General features: G+C 64.4%; 17 protein-coding genes. 11 read left to right on the plus strand and 6 right to left on the minus strand.

What is annotated here, in order from left to right:
- The 4 genes from L981_RS21910 to L981_RS21925 form a co-directional block, all read left to right on the plus strand.
- On the plus strand, positions 1-2,333 hold a 2,333-nt coding region (locus L981_RS21910), incomplete at its 5' end, for a DUF4159 domain-containing protein (protein WP_043621024.1).
- Positions 2,334-2,343: 10 nt separating this feature from the next.
- A complete protein-coding gene (locus tag L981_RS21915) occupies positions 2,344-4,413 on the plus strand; it encodes a membrane protein (RefSeq protein WP_043621026.1) in 2,070 nt (689 codons plus the stop codon).
- Positions 4,410-4,889 carry a GNAT family N-acetyltransferase gene (locus tag L981_RS21920; protein WP_043621028.1) on the plus strand — a complete coding sequence of 160 codons (480 nt, stop codon included), beginning with the start codon at positions 4,410-4,412 and terminating at the stop codon, positions 4,887-4,889. The genes L981_RS21915 and L981_RS21920 overlap by 4 nt, the downstream gene beginning before the upstream one ends.
- Before the next feature lie 6 nt (positions 4,890-4,895).
- Positions 4,896-5,318, plus strand: a complete 423-nt coding sequence (locus tag L981_RS21925; RefSeq protein ID WP_043621031.1) for an N-acetyltransferase — start codon at positions 4,896-4,898, stop codon at positions 5,316-5,318.
- An 8-nt stretch (positions 5,319-5,326) separates the two neighbouring features.
- Here L981_RS21925 and L981_RS21930 read toward each other — a convergent pair whose 3' ends face one another.
- On the minus strand, positions 5,327-5,872 hold the full coding sequence (locus L981_RS21930; RefSeq protein ID WP_043621035.1) for a GNAT family N-acetyltransferase: 546 nt from the start codon (positions 5,870-5,872) through the stop codon (positions 5,327-5,329).
- 260 nt (positions 5,873-6,132) lie between these two features.
- Here L981_RS21930 and L981_RS21935 point away from each other — a divergent pair, with 260 nt between their 5' ends.
- Positions 6,133-7,110, plus strand: a complete 978-nt coding sequence (locus L981_RS21935) for a glutathione S-transferase family protein (RefSeq protein WP_043621038.1) — start codon at positions 6,133-6,135, stop codon at positions 7,108-7,110.
- A 27-nt stretch (positions 7,111-7,137) separates the two neighbouring features.
- Here the strand turns inward: L981_RS21935 and L981_RS21940 are convergent, their stop codons facing one another.
- Positions 7,138-7,605, minus strand: coding sequence for an NUDIX domain-containing protein (locus L981_RS21940; RefSeq protein ID WP_043621040.1), 468 nt, complete (start codon positions 7,603-7,605; stop codon positions 7,138-7,140).
- Positions 7,606-7,715: 110 nt separating this feature from the next.
- On the opposite strand from L981_RS21940, the gene L981_RS21945 reads away from it, so the two are divergent.
- Positions 7,716-8,618, plus strand: coding sequence for a metallophosphoesterase (locus tag L981_RS21945; RefSeq protein ID WP_043621043.1), 903 nt, complete (start codon positions 7,716-7,718; stop codon positions 8,616-8,618).
- A gap of 183 nt (positions 8,619-8,801) precedes the next feature.
- A complete protein-coding gene (locus tag L981_RS21950; RefSeq protein WP_082006121.1) occupies positions 8,802-9,350 on the plus strand; it encodes a tetratricopeptide repeat protein in 549 nt (182 codons plus the stop codon).
- Positions 9,351-9,422: 72 nt separating this feature from the next.
- Here L981_RS21950 and L981_RS21955 read toward each other — a convergent pair whose 3' ends face one another.
- Complete coding sequence (locus L981_RS21955) at positions 9,423-10,457, minus strand: DUF3313 domain-containing protein (RefSeq protein ID WP_082006118.1); 1,035 nt, start codon at positions 10,455-10,457, stop codon at positions 9,423-9,425.
- A 285-nt stretch (positions 10,458-10,742) separates the two neighbouring features.
- Between L981_RS21955 and L981_RS21960 the strand changes: the two genes are divergently transcribed.
- Together L981_RS21960 and L981_RS21965 are read left to right on the plus strand one after the other, a co-directional pair.
- Positions 10,743-11,261, plus strand: coding sequence for an RNA polymerase sigma factor (locus tag L981_RS21960; RefSeq protein ID WP_034788854.1), 519 nt, complete (start codon positions 10,743-10,745; stop codon positions 11,259-11,261).
- Positions 11,262-11,264: 3 nt separating this feature from the next.
- Entirely contained in the window at positions 11,265-12,092 is an 828-nt protein-coding gene (locus tag L981_RS21965; protein WP_043621050.1) for an anti-sigma factor, read from the plus strand.
- Between the two features lie 101 nt (positions 12,093-12,193).
- Here L981_RS21965 and leuA read toward each other — a convergent pair whose 3' ends face one another.
- Both leuA and L981_RS21975 read right to left on the minus strand, forming a co-directional pair.
- Positions 12,194-13,903, minus strand: coding sequence for a 2-isopropylmalate synthase (leuA, locus tag L981_RS21970; protein ID WP_043621053.1), 1,710 nt, complete (start codon positions 13,901-13,903; stop codon positions 12,194-12,196).
- Between the two features lie 409 nt (positions 13,904-14,312).
- Entirely contained in the window at positions 14,313-14,897 is a 585-nt protein-coding gene (locus L981_RS21975) for an ATP-dependent Clp protease proteolytic subunit (RefSeq protein WP_034788862.1), read from the minus strand.
- Positions 14,898-15,136: 239 nt separating this feature from the next.
- Between L981_RS21975 and L981_RS21980 the strand changes: the two genes are divergently transcribed.
- The gene (locus tag L981_RS21980; RefSeq protein ID WP_043621056.1) at positions 15,137-15,715 is read left to right on the plus strand and encodes a HupE/UreJ family protein; all 579 of its coding nucleotides are present in this window, start codon (positions 15,137-15,139) and stop codon (positions 15,713-15,715) included.
- 12 nt (positions 15,716-15,727) lie between these two features.
- Positions 15,728-16,249, plus strand: a complete 522-nt coding sequence (locus tag L981_RS21985) for a chloramphenicol phosphotransferase CPT family protein (RefSeq protein WP_052201944.1) — start codon at positions 15,728-15,730, stop codon at positions 16,247-16,249.
- Between the two features lie 15 nt (positions 16,250-16,264).
- Here L981_RS21985 and queF read toward each other — a convergent pair whose 3' ends face one another.
- Positions 16,265-16,729 carry a preQ(1) synthase gene (queF, locus tag L981_RS21990; RefSeq protein WP_034788869.1) on the minus strand — a complete coding sequence of 155 codons (465 nt, stop codon included), beginning with the start codon at positions 16,727-16,729 and terminating at the stop codon, positions 16,265-16,267.
- Between the last annotated feature and the right edge of the window lie 57 nt (positions 16,730-16,786).

Raw genomic sequence — 16,786 nt, forward strand, 5'->3', positions numbered from 1 at the left:
TGCCGTGGGCGCTTGCCGCCATGAAGACCGCATTTGCCGGTACTCCGCCCGGAACCCTCGCCTTCCTCAGCGACGGCATCGAAGCGTCGAATGGCGGAACGATGGAGCAGATCGCAGAGCTCGGCGCTGCCAATGTCCGCCGGGTCGAAGGCAATGCGGAAAGCGCCATCGCGCTGACCGCCGCAACCAACGAAAACGACGGAATGCGGGTTACCGCCTCGCGCCTGCCGCTCGGCGAACCACGCGCCTATTACGTGCTCGCCCGTGACATCAGGGGCACCGCGATCGCCGAAGGCGAGCTTCGTTTCGCGACCGGCGCCACCACGGCGGACACCTTGTTGAAAGCGCCCTTCGAGCTGCGCAACGACTTCACGCGCCTGACGATCGAAGGCCAGGCGACGGCCGGCGCCATCCACCTCTTGGATGACGGCAACCGCCGCCGCCGGGTCGCTCTTCTCAGCGGCGAGGTCCATCAGTCGCAGCCGCTGCTTTCGCCGCTCTATTACATCAAGCGCGCGCTCGAGCCGCATGCCGACCTGATCGAGCCCCGCGAGGAGGCGGTCGGCAAGGCCATCGCCGAGCTCCTGGCGCAAAATCCGTCGATCCTCGTCATGGCCGACGTCGGCCGCCTGCCGGATGAAAGCTACCCGCTGGTCACGCGCTGGCTGGAAAATGGCGGCATGCTGGTGCGCTTCGCCGGCCCGAGGCTCGCCGGCGCTCCCGCCGACGACCCGCTCGTTCCGGTCGTGCTTCGCCAAGGCGAGCGCACGCTCGATGGCGCGCTTTCCTGGTCGGAGCCACAGCCGCTTGCCGACTACCCGCCCACAAGCCCCTTTGCCGGACTGGAGCGCCCGCGTGACGTGCTGGTGAAGCGTCAGGTGCTGGCGCAACCGACACCCGATCTGACGGAGCGGACCTGGGCCAACCTCGCCGACGGCACGCCGCTGGTTACGACCGCAGAGCGCGGCCGCGGCCGCATCGTGCTCTTCCATGTGAGCGCCGATCCGAACTGGTCGAACCTGCCGATCTCAGGCTCGTTCGTCGACATGCTGCGCCGGTCGATCCAGCTGTCGCGCGCTGGCGGCGTTGCCGGCGACCAGCCAAGCAAGGCCCAGACATTGCCGCCGTACCGCCTGGTAAGCGCCCGCGGCGAACTGACCGGCGATACAGGCAGCGCCCGCCCGCTCGAAATCGCACCCGGCGTCGCGCCCACCGTTTCCGCCGACACGCCCCCGGGACTCTACGGCTCGGAAGAAGGTTTCGTCGCCAACAATCTGCTGCCTGACGGCGGTAAGCTCACCCCGATTGCCGGCAATCTCGTCGGGGCACGGGCCGAAGGACTGGAGGGCGCCCGGCCTTTCTCGATCCGGCCCTATCTCTTCGGCCTGGCGCTGGCGCTTTTCGTCCTCGACACGCTGATCGTGCTCTACATGGCCGGCGGTCTCGCCGGGATGCGCCGGCGCGCAGGCCGTGGCGCCGCGGCCGCGGCACTGGTCGCAACGCTCGGCCTTGCAACGCTCGGCCTTGCAGTCGCGCTCGCCCCGGCGATCGCCCATGCGCAGGACAGCCAGCCGAGCGACGAGCAGACGCTGCAGCGGCTGGACACGACCCATCTCGCCTATGTCATCACCGGCGAGCAGGAGGTCGACCGCCTCTCCGAACAGGGCCTCATCGGCCTCAGCAACTATCTGACCTACCGCACGGCGCTGGAACCGGGCGCACCCGTCGGCGTCGATCTCGAGCAGGACGAGCTGGCCTTCTATCCGATCATCTACTGGCCGGTTTCGGCCACCGCCCCGATGCCGAGCAGCCGGGTGATGAGCCGGATCGACGCCTATATGCGCAACGGCGGCACCGTGCTCTTCGACACGCGCGACCAGTTTTCCTCGCTGACACCGTCGGATGCCGGCGACAGCCCCAACGTGCAGCGCCTGCAGGCGATGCTGAGCGGGCTCGACATTCCGCCGCTGGAACCAGTGCCCTCCGATCACGTGCTGACGAAGGCCTTCTACCTGCTTTCGAACTTCCCCGGGCGCTATGCGGAAAGCCAGCTCTGGGTCGAGGCCGCCCCCAATGGCGACGAAGACCGCAGCAATCGCCCCGTGCGCGGCGGCGACGGCGTCACGCCGATCATGATCACCGGCAACGATTTTGCCGGTGCCTGGGCGGTTGATGTCAACGGCGCGCCGCTCCTGCCGACGGTGCCGCCGGACGAAATGCAGCGTGAATATGCCTACCGCGCCGGCGTCAACATCATGATGTACATGCTGACGGGCAACTACAAGGCCGATCAGGTTCACGTGCCGGACCTTCTGCAAAGGCTTGGACAGTGAGGGCCGATCGATGACCTATGGCTTTGCCCCGCTGATCCCGTGGATCTACTTCGTCCCGCTGCTAGCAGTCGCGGCGCTGCTCATCGCCTATGGCCTCTGGCAGAAGGTGCGCGGCGCCTGGCTGCGCCTGGCGGCACTCGCGGCACTGGGGCTTGCGATCGCCAATCCCTCGATTTTCGTGGAACTGCGCGATCCGCTCTCGACCATCGTCGCCGTCGTCGTCGACCGCAGCCAGAGCCAGCAGAACGGCGACCGCACCGCGCAGACCGATCGCGCCGTCGAAGGCCTGAAGGAGCGGCTGGCGGCCATACCGCTGATTGAACCGCGCATCATCGAGGCAAACACCGACCCGGCAGATGTCTCGCCATCGACCAGTCTCTTCTCCGCGCTCGCCTCCTCGCTGTCTGACGTTCCGCCGGCGCGCATCGGCGGCGCGATTTTCGTCACCGACGGCCAGATCCATGACATTCCCGACGTCGGTCGCACGCTCGGCTTCGACGCGCCCGTGCACGGGCTGATCACCGGCAAGCCCGATGAATTCGACCGGCGTGTGGAACTGATCAATCCGCCGCGCTTCGGCATCGTGGGCGAGGAGCAGAAGCTCTCGTTCCGGGTGGTCGACGATGGCGCTGCCCCCGGCGGCAGCGCCGAAGTCACGATCCGCCTCAACGGCAACGAGATCGCCCGCGAGCGCGCCGAGCCCGGCACCGACGTTCCCTTCGCCTTCAACGTTCCGCGCGGCGGCAACAACGTGCTCGAATTTGCCGTCGATGCTGTTCCGGGCGAAGTGACGACGGCCAACAACCGCGCGGTCCACGTGCTCGACGGCATCCGCGAGAACCTGCGTGTGCTCTTGGTCTCCGGCGAACCGCATGCCGGCGAGCGCGCCTGGCGCAACCTCTTGAAATCCGACGCGGCCGTCGATCTCGTGCATTTCACCATTCTGCGGCCGCAGGAAAAGCAGGACGGCACGCCGATCAACGAGTTGTCGCTGATCGCCTTCCCAACGCGCGAACTCTTCGTCGACAAGATCAACGAGTTCGACCTGATCATCCTCGACCGCTACCAGCACCGCGGCTTGCTGCCGATCCTCTACTACGACAACATCGCGCAATATGTGGAGAACGGTGGCGCGCTGCTGATTGCGGCCGGCCCCGAACATGCCGGCGACGATTCGATTGCGGCAACACCGCTTGAGGCCGTGCTGCCGGCAGCACCCACGGGCGTGATGAACGAAAAGGCCTTCTTCCCCCGCCTGTCGGAGGAAGGAAAGAAGCATCCGGTGACCCGCGGTCTCGAAGGCTCCGACAGCGAGCCGCCGCACTGGGGCCGCTGGTTCCGCACGGTCGACGTCAACCGGCCGCAGGGCCATACGGTCATGGAAGCTGCCGACGGCAAACCGCTGCTGGTGCTCAACCGCGTCGGCAAGGGCCGCGTCGCTATGCTGCTCTCCGACCAAGGCTGGCTCTGGGCGCGCGGCTTCGAAGGCGGCGGCCCGCACGTGTCGCTCTATCGCCGCACCGCCCATTGGCTGATGCAGGAGCCTTCGCTCGAAGAAGAGGCGCTGACCGCGCGCGCACGCGGCCGCACGCTGGAAATCACCCGCCAGACGATCGATGGCGATCCGGGTCCGGTGACGCTGACCTCGCCTTCCGGCGAGAAGCAGGACGTCAAGCTGACCGAACGCCAGCCGGGCCTCTACTCGGCCGAAGTCGCCACCACCGAAACCGGGCTGTTCGAGATGTCGAACGGCGAACTCACGGCCCTTGCCCATGTCGGCGACCCCAACGCCCCGGAATTCAAGGCGGCGATCTCGACCGAGGACAAGCTGCGTCCCTGGGCGGACAAGACCAAGGGCCTCGTGCGGCGCCTTGCCAGTGCCGATGGACCGCTCGACCTGCCCACGGTTCTGCCGGTCAGGGGCTCGGTGCGTGCAGCAGACGACCAGCGGCTCTCGATCCGCATGACCGACGAAACCGTGCTGAAGGGCGTCAATTCCGTGCCGCTGTTTACCGGCTTCCTTGGTCTTGCGGCGCTGCTGCTGCTGATTTCCGCCACCTGGTATCGCGAGGGACGATGAGCGAGCGCACCATGATCGTCAGCGACCTCCGCGAAGCGCCGCATTTCTTCGATGCCGTGGCAGACCGCATCTGGCGCGCCTGGTGGGAGCCCCATGGCTTTCCGCTGGAGCACATCACCGGCCTGCTTCAGGAGAGCCTTGCCGCCGATACCGAGCAGCTGTGTCTGGTGGCCCATGCCGGCGACGATTTCGTCGGCACCGCCTCGGTCATCGCTTCCGATCTTGAGGAGCGGCCGGATCTCACCCCCTGGGTCGCTGCCGTCTGGGTCGATCCACAGTTCCGCGGCGCAGGCGTCGGCGGCGACATCGTGCTGAAGGCAGCGCAGGCGGCGCTCGATACGGGCGCCGAAGCCGTGCATCTCTGCGCCCTCTCGGGCAAGCGCGCCTTCTACGAGCGCCTCGGCTGGCAACTCGACGAGACGGATGTCGGCGAGGACCGTCTGGATGTTTTCAGCATGCGCCGTGTCGAAAGGTAAGGACTGATGTTCGTCGTCACCGACGCCGCACCGCCCGAAGCGATCGAAGCCATCGGCAACGGCCTGACCGCCTTCAACGCCGCCGACATCGGCCCGTCGGAGCGCCGCCCCCTCGCCGTGCTTGTCGGTGGTCCCGAAGCAAAGGGACGACGCGGTGGCTTGAACGGTTACACCGGCTGGGGTTGGCTGTTCGTGCAGTGGCTGTGGCTGCCGGAAGATCTTCGCGGCCAGGGGCTTGCCGGCAAGTTGCTGCAGGCGGCCGAGGACGAAGCGCGCAGTCGCGGCTGCCACAGCGCCTGGATCGACACCTTCAACCCGCAGGCCCTGCGCGCCTACGAACGTCAGGGCTATGAGGCCTTCGGTGAACTGCCGGATTTCCCTGTTGGCCGAACCCGGGTGTTTCTGAAGAAGTCGCTCGTGACGCGATAAGGTCAGCGTCAGCCGGCCAGCGGCAACGCGATCGGCTGCACCTGAACCAGCTTGTCATCCCGCCAGGCAATGACGCCGGAAAGTCCGGCATGCACGCCCTCGGCCATCGGCACGACAAGCACCCGCGCCGGATCGACCGGCCCCGGGAACTCGAGTGCCGCGTAGCGCACCTTCTCGAAACCGAGCGGCTGATAATAGGGCGGATCGCCGACGAGGATCACCGCGTGCGAGCCCTTCCGCCGTGCCGCCTCGACCGCGATGCGCACCAGTTCCCGGCCGATGCCCTGGTTCTTGTGCGACGGCCGGACGGCGAGCGGCCCGAGCAGATGGCCCTTGATCGAGCCTGCCATGACGGGCGTCATCCGGACCGATGCGATCGTCTCGCCGTTGTCGGCGCAGATGAAGGAAAGCGACCGGTCATGCGCCCCCTGCTCGCGAATGCGCGCAGCAGCGCGTGCGAACCGGCCCGGGCCGAAAGCTTCTTCATTGATGATTTCGATGGCTGCGTCGTGGGACGCGTCTTCGGTCAGATAGACGAGATCGTGCTTTTTCATGAGATCGAGAACCCAGGCATGCGAACAGACATAGGGATGGCTTCGCCCGATGAGGGCGTTGGCAGCATCAGCGTCGTCGCAGGTTTCCCGAGAACATCATCTGTGTGGATTCTTCCAGACACGAAAAAAGTTGTGAAATCGCCGATAGCAGAAATTTGCCCTCTGTCAAAGCCTAAAACGCACTGTTCCGATTTCGCTACCTATCGAATGGCGCTGGAAACGTTATCTATTGAGGCAACGATCACGAAGGAGTTTGTCCGATGGGCAGGTTGGTGGATGGCGTCTGGCAGGACGTCTGGTACGACACGGTGGCAACGAACGGTCACTTCAAGCGCAGCGCTTCGCAGTTCCGCAACTGGGTGACGGCGGACGGATCGGCCGGCCCGAGCGGCGACGCCGGCTTCAAGGCCGAGGCCGATCGCTACCATCTCTATGTTTCGCTCGCCTGTCCCTGGGCGCACCGCACGCTGATCTTCCGCAAGCTGAAGAAGCTCGAGGACCTGATCTCGGTTTCGGTGGTCGATCCGCTGATGCTCGCTCAAGGCTGGGAGTTCAAGGACGGCGGCATCGGCAGCGGCGACCATCTCTTCGGTTCGAAGGCGCTGTGGCAGCTCTACACCCGCGCCGACGCCAACTATTCCGGCCGCGTGACCGTGCCCGTCCTCTGGGACAAGAAGCAGAACACGATCGTCTCGAATGAATCCTCCGAGATCATCCGGATGTTCAATTCCGCCTTCGATGGCCTGACCGGCTCGACGCTCGATTTCTACCCGGAAGAGCTGCGCGGCGAGATCGATGCGATGAACACCGCCGTCTACAACGACGTCAACAACGGCGTCTACAAGGCCGGCTTTGCCACCACGCAAGCCGCCTACGAGGAAAGTGTGAGCGCACTCTTTGCCCGCCTGGACAAGATTGAAGAGCGCCTCGGCTCGCACCGTTACCTCACCGGCAGCCGTCTCACCGAGGCCGACTGGCGGCTGTTCACGACGCTGGTGCGCTTCGACCCCGTCTATGTCGGCCACTTCAAGTGCAACGTCCGCCGCATCGCCGACTATCCGAACCTGCAAGGGTATCTGCGGGAACTCTATCAGGTGCCGGGCGTGGCCGAGACCGTCGACATGCGCCACATCAAGGAGCACTACTACCGCAGCCACACGACCATCAACCCGACGGGCGTCGTGCCGGTGGGCCCGGTACTCGACCTCACCGCCCCGCACGGCCGTGAGGCGCTGTAAGCCCGCACTGAAACGGACAATCGATCGCTACCAATAGCGGTCGATTGCGGCGTCGCCGGCAAGTTCCGCAAGCCGGCGGCGTGTTGCCGGCGTGGTGTCGTCCGGCAGCGCGTCCAGGGCGAAGAAGCCGCTTTCGGCAATTTCGAGATCGGGCGTTTTCGGCGCGGTCTGGCTGACGCCATCGCAGCGGTAGAAGACGACATGGTCGCGGCGGCTGGTACGCCTGTTGTAATAGACCTGGACGAGCACCGGCGGCGCCGAAACCTCAAGGTTCCCCTCCTCGCGCAACTCCCGCAACAATCCGTCGATCGAGGCTTCGTCGCGGTCGAGGCCCCCGCCCGGCAGGTGCCAGCCCGGCAGGTAGGAGTGGCGGACGAGGAAAACGCGGCCCTCGCCATCGAAACAGGCCGCCCGCACACCCATCGTCATGCCGCGCGCCACAGCGTAGTAGCCATGTGCAAGCCACATCAGGAGCCGAAGATACCAGCGCCGCATCTCCGGTGGCCGATCCTGTTCCAGGCGTTTTTTCCTTCCTCGTCCCGGCCACGCGCGATTCATCGGGCGACCTGATTCCCCTCGGCCGGAATATGCGCTAGACGGGGGCGATGTTCAAACTTGCCCATATCTCCGATGTTCATCTCGGGCCGCTGCCCGAGCTATCCCTCAGGGAACTCGCCTCCAAGCGCATCACCGGTTTCGTCAACTGGCACCGCAACCGCAGCCGCCATCTCTTTACCGGTACGCTCGACACCCTTTTGGCCGACATCGAGAAGAAGGATCCGGACCATCTGGCGATGACGGGCGATCTCGTCAATCTCGCCTCCTCCCTCGAGATCAAGGCGGTCACCGAGTGGCTGGAGGATGCGGGCAAGCCGGAAAACATCTCCGTCGTTCCGGGCAACCACGACGCTTATGTGCCGGGCGCCTACGAGAAGACCACCCGCGCCTGGTATCCCTACATGCGCGGCGACGATGCGCCGGCGCATTGGCATGACCGGCACCATTGCTTTCCCTACATGCGCGTGCGCGGTCCGGTGGCGCTGATCGGCTGCTCGACCGCGGTTGCAACCCCGCCCTTTGCTGCCAGCGGCTATTTCGGCCAGCGCCAGGCGCGCGCCACCGTCAACCTGCTAAGGCAAGCCGGCGAGGCCGGGCTCTTCCGCATCGTCATGATCCACCATCCGCCGATCCGCGGCGCGACCTCGATGCACAAGCGCATGATCGGCATTCGCCGCTTTGCCGCGACGATCTCGTCGGGCGGCGCGGAGCTTGTGATCCACGGCCACACCCACCTCAACACCGTTTATTGGCTGAAGGGCCAGCATGCCCCCGTCCCGGTCGTCGGCATCGCGTCCGCCTCGCAAGGACCGGGCGGGCACAAGCCACCGGCTGCCTACAACCTGTTCACGGTCGCCGGTGAAGCGGGAAACTGGCACCTGACGCGCGAGCGCTACGCGCTGAACGACGATGCGACCACAGTGTCGCTCGCCGAAACCACGCGCTTCTAGCCAAACGCCGGCTCCCTCCGCAGAAAATTCATCGCCCGGCGAATAAACTCCGGCCCTGCTGCGTCATACCCCGGTCCGCCGCCGCATGGCAGCGCGCCCGCCTCTGCGCGAATGCAGGACACGCAGTCGTTTGAAACAGCGCGAGGCTTTCGCGGTCATGCGCCAGCAATGGGAGATGGCATGATGAACCACAAGAACCTCGTTTTCGCCCTGTTCGCCGCCGGGGCAACCAGCTTCATGGCGCATGCGGTGATGGCCGCCGGCGAGGATACGAGCGAACCGCCGAAGAAAACCAAGACCACCAGCGAATGCACCGACGGCAAGGTCTGGGACGCCAAGAAGAAAGCCTGCGTCGATGCCAAGAAGAGCGAGCTTGGCGACGACATCCTGTTCCAGGCTGCCCGCGAACTCGCCTATGCGGGCCAGTATGAGAATTCGATCAGTGTGCTCGGGGCCGTCAAGGACCAGCAGAGCGCCCGGGTGCTCAACTATCTCGGCTATGCCAACCGCAAGGCCGGGCGCATGGAACTCGGCATGCAGTACTACAAGCGCGCGCTGCAGGCCGACGAGAACTACATCCTCGCCCGCTCCTACATGGGCCAGGCGCTGATCGAACAGGGCCGCGTCGAGGAAGCGCGGGTGCAACTGGTCGAGATCCGCGACCGCGGCGGCGAAAACACCTGGGCATACCGCGCCCTGCTTCAGTCGCTGGGTGGCGTCCGTCAGTACTGACCGGGCGACAAACTGGACGGGCGGCGCCAGGCGCCGCCCCGATCCGACGTGCCACGGACATGAGCCGGGACGTCAGGTTTTCTTCGACCCGCTTGCCGTCGCCCCGCCCTTCTTGGGCTCGGTTCCCTTGGCTGTACTTCCCTGCGCCGCACTTCCCGGCGTCGTGCCTGCCGGGGCACCGCTTCCCGTCGTGCCGTCGGCAATCGACTTTGCCTCGTTCTTCTTTTCCGACCATTCCGGCGGCAGGCCGAGCGCGCCGCCGGCGATACCGCCAAGGCCGGATCCCTTGCCGAACACGGCGCAATCCGGATCGGTCGGTTTACCGGTGACCGCATAGGCGACGCTGTTCTTGACGTTCTTCATCGACGGCAGCTCGAAATCGGACTTCATCGGGTCGCCCGATTTTTCGAGCAGCGCGCTGAAGTCGCTCGAGAAATCGCCTGCAAGCTCGAAGGCGTCTGCCGCCGTCGAGGCGCGGGAGCCGTTGGTGAGGATGTTGGCGCCACGCGCCCATGCAAGGCCGGCGATCTGCTTGCCCTGCGGGTCGAAGGCCTCCGCCTCGACCGCGAGGCTTCCAAGGCCGATCGGAATGCGCGGAACCGGGATCGGAGAAACGGCCGAGGTGACGGTCGACACGCCGGCGACGACGGCATTGGTCGATTTGACCTTGCTGATCACGGAGCGTACCGCCATGTCGGCGGGCTTGGAGATTGGCACGACGTCGAATTGCGCGCTCAGGGCTTCGCAGAGCGAGCGGTCGATCGCGGTTGCCACCAGCTTCTTTTGCGGATCCCCGAGCTTGTCGAGATCCGCAGTGGCGGCAAAGGTCGTCGGGATCACATGCACGGTCTTGACGTTCTTGGTGGCGGCGGAATCCACCCGATACTTCGTCTTGGTCACCATCCCGTCGCTGGCAACGAAATCCTTGTAGGAGGATAGCGACCCCGTTTCCATGACCTGGGCGCTCTGGCAGGCGGCAAGCCCCGCAAACAGCGGCACCAGCGCAGCCGTGCGAATGACGACCGCACCTCCCCGAATGCGGCGTCGGCCACAATGTCTCCCGACAAACCTGACAATACTCATGCCATTGCGATGCTTTGCGTTCATTGGCGTGTCCCCGACATCGACCTGCAGTTGTGCATGAGGTCCGGTCAGATTCGGGCCGAACTTTGACGCGATCTCCGGCCACCGTTGCAGTTAACGGTAACGAAGCGCGTGATTAACGGCTGCGGGTGAGCGAAAGCTTTTTGGGAAAAGGCGCGATGAAGCAGCAGAATTTGCTTTCCGTTCCGGGACTTCCCTTGCAGACTAAGGAGCAAATGTTTCATATCATCCGCTCGTGCCCAGCACGGCGAATAAATGCATGATCCGGCACGTTTCATTGGAAGAGAAATGCGTCCAGCGGCAGAAACGAAGGACTTCAGACGCGACTTGGTCAGCCTGCTGCCCAAATTGCGCCGTTTCGCGATGACGCTGACGCGCAATGCCAATGACGCCGACGACCTCGTCCAGGAAGCCTGCGAGCGCGCGATCACCCGCAGCCACCTCTGGAACGGAGAGGGCCGGCTGGAAAGCTGGGTCTACGCGATGACGCGCAACCTCTGGGTCGACGAAATCCGCAAGCGCAAGGTCCGCACCGGCAGCGGCACCGTCGATGCGCTCGGACATGACGAGCTCAGCATCGAGCCGTCGGCCGAAAAAGCCGTCTACGCCAATCAGTTGCAGAAGATGATCCTGTCGATGCCCGAGGGGCTGGCGAGCGTGTTCCTGCTGGTCAATGTCGAAGGCCACAGCTATCGCGAGACCGCCGATATCCTGGGCATTCCGATCGGCACCGTCATGAGTAGACTGTCGACCGCGCGCCTCAGGCTCGCGGCGATGATCTCAGAGAATACCGAAAGGAGGGCCTGACCGTTGCAACAGACAAGGGGTCAAGCGCTCGAAGTGCGCCTTTCCGCCTATATCGACGGCGAGATCGGCGAAGCTGAACGAACCGAACTCGACGCGATTCTTGCCCGCGACGAGGACGCCAAGGCATTGTTCGAGAGGCTGAAGGCCGGCAGCAGCTTTGGCGATACCGCCTTCGAGGATTTCCTGCACGATCCCGTGCCGCTCGCTCTCGTCCGGCAAATCAAGCAGGGTCCCGGGAGCAATCCGAAGACCGAGCGGATTGCCGCAACGACGACCACTGTCCGGCACGCGCGGGTCTGGCCACGCATGGTTGCCGCATCTGTAGCCCTGTTGCTGCTCGGCGCCGGCGCCGGCTTCATCGTCGGAACGGCAAACACCGGCAGCGAGCCGACCAAGCTCGCCGCAGCCCGTGGCTGGCTCGACGACATCGCCGACTATCACCGCATCTATTCGCGGCAGAAGGAGCATCTGGTCGAGGTCCCGGCGACGGAAGCGCCGAAGATCGAGACCTGGCTTGCCTCTAGCGTCGGCGTTCCCTTCAAGATCCCGCAGCTTTCCGGCAAGGGCCTGACCTTCGAGGGTGCCCGGCTGCTCGTCGCCAACGGCAAGCCCGTGGCACAGCTCGTCTACCGCAGCGCCGAAGGCGAGATCTTCGCGATCTGTTTCCTCAAGAGCACCACCGGCCCGCAGGCGGACCAGTTCGACGAAAGCATCCGTGACGATCTCGGCATGGTCTCCTGGCAGCGAGGCGGCGCCTCGTTCGTGCTCGTCGGCCCGTCTTCCCATGTCGGCATGCAGGACATCGCCGAAGCCGCCGCCGCGACGATCTGAGATCGGCGGCAGTCCCCTTCCCCTATAACGACCCTGTCCGTGAAACGAAAAGGCCGCGCCGGGTTTCCCCGACGCGGCCGAATTTCGTCACGGTGAGCGTATCAGCCGCGCTGCATCTCGAGCACACGGTTGGCCGCCGAAACAATGGCTTCAAGGGAAGCGGCCACGATGTTGGTGTTGATGCCGGCGCCGAACAGCTTGCCGCCGGGATGCTCCATCTCGACATAGGCGATCGCGGCTGCGTTCGAGCCGTGCTGCAGCGAGTGCTCGGAATAGTCGGCGACCGAGAGGTCGATGCCGAGATAGATCGACAGCGCGTTGATGAAGCCGTCGATCGGGCCGGTGCCCTTGCCTTCGATGCGCTTGACCTCGCCATTGTCGGTGATCTCAGCAGCCACCACGCGCACGCCCTTGTGCTCGCCCACCGGATAGGTGTGGTGGTCGACGAACTTGATGCGCGCGCCCGGCTGCTCGACATAACGCTCGATGAAGCGCTCGTAGATCTTCTTCGAGGGAAGCTCCTTGCCCTCTTCGTCGGTGATGCGCTGGATATCCTCGCGGAACTCCACCTGGAGGTTGCGCGGCAGGTTGATGCCGTAGTCTTCCTGGAGGATGTAGGCGATGCCGCCCTTGCCCGACTGCGAATTGATGCGGATGATCGCCTCATAGGAGCGGCCGACATCGCGCGGGTCGATCGGCAGATACGGCACTTCCCAGAGCGGCTTGTTGGCGGTCTTGATCGCCTTCATGCCCTTGTTGATCGCGTCCTGGTGCGAGCCGGAGAAGGCCGTGTAGACCAGTTCGCCGACGTAGGGATGGCGCTCGGGGATCACCATCTGGTTGGAGTATTCGTAGACTTCCTTGATCCGCTCGATGTCCGAGCAGTCGAGCTGCGGATCGACACCCTGCGTGAACATGTTCAGCGCCAGCGTCACGACGTCGACGTTGCCGGTGCGCTCGCCATTGCCGAACAGCGTGCCTTCGACGCGGTCAGCACCTGCCATCAGGCCCAACTCGGTGGCGGCAATGCCGGTGCCGCGGTCGTTGTGCGGGTGCAGCGAAATGATCAGGCTCTCGCGGTTGTCGAGGTTGCGGCACATCCATTCGATCTGGTCGGCATAGATGTTGGGCGTCGCCATCTCGACGGTCGAGGGCAGGTTCAGGATCAGCTTGTTGTCCGGCGTCGGCTTGACGATCTCGGTGACCGCGTTGCAGATCTCCAGCGCCACTTCGAGTTCGGTACCGGTAAAGCTTTCCGGCGAATATTCGAAACGGTAGCCGCCGCCGGCCTTGGCCGCCATGTCGGTGATCATCTTGGCGGCGTCGGTCGCGATCTGCTTGATGCCACGCACATCCTTGGCAAACACCACGCGGCGCTGCAACTCACTGGTGGAATTGTAGAAATGCACGATCGGCTGGTGCGCGCCTTCCAGGGCCTCGAAGGTGCGGGTGATCAGCTCCGGCCGGCACTGAACCAGCACCTGCAGCGACACGTCCTTGGCGACATTGCCTTCCTCGATGCACCAGCGGGCAAAATCGAAGTCGGTCTGCGAAGCCGAGGGGAAGCCGATCTCGATTTCCTTGAAGCCCATGTCGAGCAGCAGCTGGAACATGCGGGCCTTGCGGTCGTGGCCCATCGGATCGACCAGCGACTGGTTGCCGTCGCGCAGGTCGACCGAGCACCAGATCGGCGCCTTGGTGATCGTCTTCGACGGCCAGGTGCGGTCGGTGAGCGCAATCTGCGGATAGGCCTGGTACTTCACCGCCGCTTCCGGCATGCCAATCTTAACGGGATGGGATTTCTGGATCATTGCAGCTTCTCTTCATCACTGGACGTCCTGGCCGCCTTGCCATAGCCGATCGGGGATCGGATTGCGATGGCTAATGCCGCGCCGAACGCGCCTTTATTCTAAAACACTTGATGGGGTCGAGGAGCATCCGCCGGCGTGGCTTTTCGGCCGCCGGGCGCTCCTCAGCGAACCCGGCAACCGCGAGTAAGGCCGAGAAGAAGAAGCGAGGCGAAGGCGCGCGACGGCGCACGATTGGTGTCGTGTCCGGCGGGGATCGAGGCGATCCGATATGCGTCAGCCTTGGTCATGACCAAAGCCTATACACGGCTTGCCGGAGCGGAGCAAGCCGCGCGATGACGAGGATCACCGCAAAAGAAAAGGGCACCGGCGAACTGCCGATGCCCTCCAAAACCTTGGCTTGCGTGCGAACTCAGATGTCCGCAGCAGACGAGATGATCCGCGAAACGAGACCGTAGGACTTCGCTTCCTCGGCAGAAAGCCAGTAGTCGCGGTCCGTGTCCTTGGCGATCTTCTCCACCGGCTGGCCGGTTGCGTCAGCGAAGATCTTGTTCAGGCGATCGTTCATCTTGATGATTTCGCGTGCCTGGATCTCGATGTCCGAAGCCATGCCGCGGGTGCCGCCCGACGGTTGGTGAAGCAGGAAGCGGGTGTTCGGCAGGCAAATGCGGCGCTCCTTCGGCGCGCCGACAAAGATCAGTGCGCCGGCGGAGGCGACCCAGCCGGTACCGATGGTCCAGACCTTCGGCTTCACGAACTTGATCATGTCGTGGATGCTGTCACCCGACTCGACATGGCCGCCCGGGGAATTGACGAAGATGCGGATGTCTTCGTCGCTGGCGGCGGCAAGAGCCACGAGCTGCGAGCAGACCTTCTGCGCCAGTTCCTGATTGATAGAGCCGTAGATGAAAATCGAACGCGACTTGAAAAGGTTCGCCTCCGTTTCCTTGCCGAGCGGCAATTCGGTCTTCTTGTCGTCCTCGTCGTCGTTCATCATCCGTTTTTCTCCGGCGTCTCATGAAGTCTTCAGTCAAAGTCAGATAATGCGACTCGACCCCGAAGACAATGCAACAAACCGAAGCGGCGACAAAGCGGCAAGGTCGACTACGCTTATGGTAAAAACACCTACCGCCAAATGCCGTATAGACAGGCCCGCAACGCCCAATAAGATCGTCAGCGTCAAACACTCAAGAGTGGGGCCGACCTCCCAGGTCCCGCCGATCCATGGGGACACGCATGAACAGACGCATCCTGATCGCCGCTGCGGCGCTGATCGCCTCCGCCGCACCCGCCTTCGCCCATCTCAACCCGGCAGAGCACGGCTCGTTTGCCGCCGGCTTCTCGCATCCGCTGTTCGGGATCGACCATATCCTCGTCATGATCGCCGTCGGCCTCTGGGCGGCGCAGATCGGCGGCCGGGCGCTGTGGGTCGTGCCGACGGCCTTTGTCTCGATGATGGCGGTGGGCTTCGCGCTCGCGGTAGCCGGTGTCGGCCTGCCCTTCGTCGAGCCGGCGATCCTCGCCTCGGTGGTCGCACTCGGCCTGCTCGTTGCCATGGCGGTGCGGCTCGACACGGCTGCGTCCGCTGCGATCGTCGGCGTCTTCGCGCTCTTCCACGGCCATGCCCATGGCGCCGAGCTTGGCAGCGCCGGGGCGCTCGCCTTCTCAGTCGGTTTCATCCTCGCCACCGCAGCACTTCACGTAGCCGGCATCGGCCTCGGCGTCACCCTTCAGCGCCTCTCCGGCGGCGGGCTGCTGGCGCGGATCCTCGGCGGTGTGACGGCTCTGGTCGGCGCAGCCCTCATCTTCAGCTGAGATCAAACACGCGTGCAGCACGGACGAATTATCTTTTTGAACGGCACATCGAGTGCCGGAAAGTCAACGCTGGCAAAGGCGCTCCGGGAAACCCTCCCGGAGCCCTTCTGCTATTACGCGTCTGATCAGCTTGCAGACGCCGGATTTCGCGTCCTCAAACGCGGCATGCATCATGGCATGCGCGGCGAGCGCAATCGGTTCTTCGACGGGTTTCATCGGTCGATCGCGGCCTTTGCCGAGGCCGGAAACGATCTGATCGTCGAGCACATCGTCGAGGAGAAGAGCTGGGCCGAGGATCTGAGGACGCGAACTGCGCATCTCGATGTCTTCTGGGTCGGCGTGCATGCACCTATCGAAGACCTCGAACGACGCGAGCGCGAGCGCGGCGATCGCACCATCGGCGAAGCCCGCTTTCACCTGAAGACGCATGACTATTGCGCCTACGACCTCGAAGTGGACACGCGCGACCCAACCGGCGAGGTCGTCGCGCGCATCGTCGACGCATGGCTCAAGCGCCAGTCATTCACGGCGTAGCGCCGAACTTGGTCCTTAGCCGCGACCGCGATAGGTCGGCACGCCCTGGTCGGGCAGCCACAGGCCCTCGGGCGGCTTGCCGGTCTGCCAGAAGACGTCGATCGGGATGCCGCCGCGCGGATACCAATAGGCACCGATGCGAAGCCAGCGTGGCTGAAGCAACGACACCAGCCGTTGGGCGATCTCGATGGTGCAGTCCTCGTGGAAGGCGCCGTGGTTGCGGAAGGAATGCAGGAACAGCTTCAGCGACTTCGATTCCACCAGCCATTCGTCGGGCACATAGTCGATGACGATATGGGCGAAATCCGGCTGGCCGGTCATCGGGCAGAGCGAGGTGAATTCCGGCGCGGTGAAGCGGACCAGATAATCCTTGCCCTTGTTGCCGCTCGGCACCCGCTCCAGAACAGCGTCTTCCGGGCTCTGCGGCAGGTCGACCTTTGCGCCCAGTTGCGAAAGGCCGGATACGTCAGTCTTGCTCATTTGCCTGTTGCTCCATGAGAACATCCGCGCGTGGATGCGGTCGACGCTGGCCTCTGC

The sequence above is a fragment of the Ensifer sp. ZNC0028 genome (genome assembly GCF_000799055.1).
GTDB lineage: Bacteria > Pseudomonadota > Alphaproteobacteria > Rhizobiales > Rhizobiaceae > Ensifer.